Below are 3,111 nucleotides of genomic sequence, written 5' to 3'. Positions count from 1 at the left end.
GGCCGAGATCGCGCAGCGCCCCGACGTACAAAGCCTTTCACCCAACCGCCCGGTGCGGCGCACCGCCAGCGCGCTGGAGGACGCCACCGGTGCCGCGCAGGTTCAGGCGGGCAGCGCCAGGCAACCGGGGCTGGACGGCAGCGGCGTCGGCATCGCGGTGCTGGACTCGGGCGTGGCCTGGAACCACAAGAGCTTCCTCGATGCCAGCGGCGCCAGCCGCGTTGCACGGGCGGTCGACTTCCAGAAGGCGGGCGACGCCACCGGCAGGCTCTGGCAGCCCGGTGTCGATGTCTCCAGCTGGTTGCGTGGCGGCAACAACCAGGGCCGTGCTGGTCAGGCCTTCGAGCAAATGATCGCTGCTGACCGCAACGAACGCGCCGACCCTTACGGCCACGGCAGCCACGTGGCCGGCATCGTTGCCGGCCGCGGCGACTACCAGGCGACCGACTCCTCGGGCATCGCGCCCAATGCGAATCTGTACGACGTCAAGGTGCTCGACGAAGCCGGCCAAGGTGAACTGAGCGACGTGCTGGCGGGCATCGACTGGGTCATCCTGCACGCGAAGCAATACAACATCCGCGTGCTCAACGTGAGCCTGGCCGCCGATTCGGCCGAGTCCTACCTGACCGATCCGCTGTGCCGCGCGGTGCGCAGCGCAGTGGCCTCCGGCATCACGGTGGTGGTGGCCGCGGGCAATTTCGGCAAGGACGCCAACGGCAACGAAATCTACGGTGCCATCAGCGCCCCAGGCAATGACCCTTCGGTGATCACCGTCGGCTCGGCCAATACGCACGACACGGCAGCCCGCAGCGACGACAGCGTCAACTTCTTCAGCTCACGCGGGCCGACGCGCGGCGGCAATGTCGACGCCAACGGCTTGCGCCGGCCGGACAACCTGCTGAAGCCCGACCTCGTCGCGCCGGGCAACCGCATCGTCTCGGTGCTGGCTTCGGACAAGCAGGGCTCGGCCCGCGGCCTCAGCTACTTGCCGCGCACCTACCCTGATCTGAGCGCGCCTTTTGGCGGCAGCGCCCAGCCCAGACTGCAGCAGTTGATGAACATGAGCGGCACGTCGGTGGCTGCACCGGCGGTTGCCGGTGCGGCTGCCTTGATGCTGCAGGCCAACCCGGGGCTGACGCCGCCGCTGGTGAAAGCCATTCTTCAGTACAGCGCGCAGCCGCTGCCCGGTGCCAACCTGCTGCAACAAGGCGCTGGCCTGCTGAACATTCCAGGCGCGGTGGCGTTGGCCGGTGCCCTGCGCACTGACATCGGCGCGGCCGTCGAGGCCGGCAGCATCGCCGCGGGCGCCCCGCTGTTGGCACCCGGCAAGAGCCTGCCGGCGGCGCAATCGACCATCAACGGCGTGCCCGCCAACTGGAGCCGCATCGTCTTCGCCGGCGGCAACCAGATCCTCAGCGGCACGGGGCTGTTCACGCAGTACCAGCCGATCTACGACCCGCGGCTGCTGTGGGTGCGCGGCAATGTCCAGCGCTACACCGTGACCTACTGGCCGGCGAGCCGCGGTGAGGCGGCGAACACCTGGGTCCAGTCGATCGTGGCGCGGTCAGCGCCGAATCAACGCCTGGTCACTGCTGGCGTGGTGTCCGCGGCAGCGCTGGCAGGCAACAGCTCGCTGCGTGGCCTGAGCGGAGTGTTCGTCCCCACCGCCACGCTGAGCGGCTGGCTGGCTTCGGGCAGCGGCCTGGTGTTGAGCGAAGGTCTGGTGCTGAGCGAAGGCCTCGTCTTGAGCGAAGGGCTGGTGCTGAGTGAAGGTCTGGTCTTGAGTGAAGGCCTCGTCTTGAGCGAAGGCCTGGTACTCAGCGAAGGTCTCGTCCTGAGCGAAGGGCTGGTGCTGAGCGAAGGCCAGACCGGCCCGGTCGGCGAGCCATGACCGGCGCCCTGCAGCGCGCCACGGCCACGCCGGCTTTGCCGCGGTAACCCGCCATGGATCGAACCCTCACAAGTCCCGTGCTCGAGCAGGCGCTGCCTTGGTGGCAGCGCCTGCACCAGCGGTTCATGCCGGACTACAACCGCAAGGCAACGGCCTACTGGTTGGGCGTGGTGTTGTTGGGCGCCGTGGTCATGGTCCATTCGCTGCAGCATCTGGCCACGCTGTCTTTCGTGGCCTGGGCGCAGATTGCGGTTGCGACGGCATTGGCGATGGTGGCCGGCCTGGTTCCGGTGCGGATCCCACGCTCGACCAACTCCTTCACCGCCGGCGAGATCTTCATCTTCCTGTTGCTGCTGATGAGTGGGCCCGAGGCCGCGGCGCTGGCCTCGGCCTGCGAGGCGCTGGTGGGGTCTTGGCGCAGCTCCAAGCGCTGGACCAGCCGCATCGCCAGCCCGGCGATGGCCGCCCTGGCGATGTTCAGTGCGGGTTCGGTGCTGCACACCGGGTTGGAAACACTGCACAAGTACGGCATGGCGTACGACGGGTTGCTGTTGTTGGCCACGATCTTGTTTGCCTTCGGCTACTTCCTGGTCAACACCTTGCTGGTGACGATGGTGCCGCGTCTGAAGCGCAACGAGCCGCTGAACCTGAAGGTCTTCGTCGATTCTTTCGGCTGGCTGGGCGTGGCCTACGCTGGCAATGCTTCGGTGGCGACCTTTCTCTACCTGAGCTTCCGGCAGTCGGGCATCGTCGTCGTGGTGGCGGCGGCGCCGATCATCGTGATCCTGCTGACCACCGGGCACTTCTTCTTCCGCCGCGAAGAAGCCGAGGAAGCGGTGCGCAAGGCGCGCGAGCAGCAGGCGGCGCAGCGCCAACTGCTGGAGAACGCTCGCCATGCCGGCATGGCCGAGATCGCCACCAACGTGCTGCACAACGTCGGCAACGTGCTCAACAGCGTCAACGTTTCTTCCGAGCTCATCGCCGGCCGGCTGCGCGATTCAGAGGTCAGTGGTCTGACCCGCGCCGTGAAGCTCTTCGAAGACCATGCCCACGACCTGGGCGACTACCTGACCAGCGACCGGCGCGGCCGCATGCTGCCGGCCTATCTGCAGCAACTGGCACAAACGCTGGAAGATGAGCGCCGCGGCATCGTGGAAGAGCTCGCTGCGCTGACCCGCAACGTCAAGCACATCAAAGAGATCGTGAGCACCCAGCAGGCC

1 protein-coding gene and 1 pseudogene are annotated in these 3,111 nt (G+C 67.4%); both read left to right on the top strand.

Annotation, left to right across the window (positions count from 1 at the left end):
* A partial coding sequence (locus AC1DYI_RS30830) for a S8 family serine peptidase (RefSeq protein ID WP_477207926.1) occupies window positions 1-1,891 on the top strand: 1,891 nt, incomplete at its 5' end.
* A 53-nt stretch (window positions 1,892-1,944) separates the two neighbouring features.
* A pseudogene (locus AC1DYI_RS30825) lies at window positions 1,945-3,111 on the top strand (hypothetical protein); the annotation flags it as partial.

It is taken from the genome of Ideonella sp. P3_A4 (genome assembly GCF_056403075.1).
The sequence above is the reverse complement of the archived record's forward strand: the minus strand, read 5'-3'. Positions and strand labels throughout refer to the sequence as shown.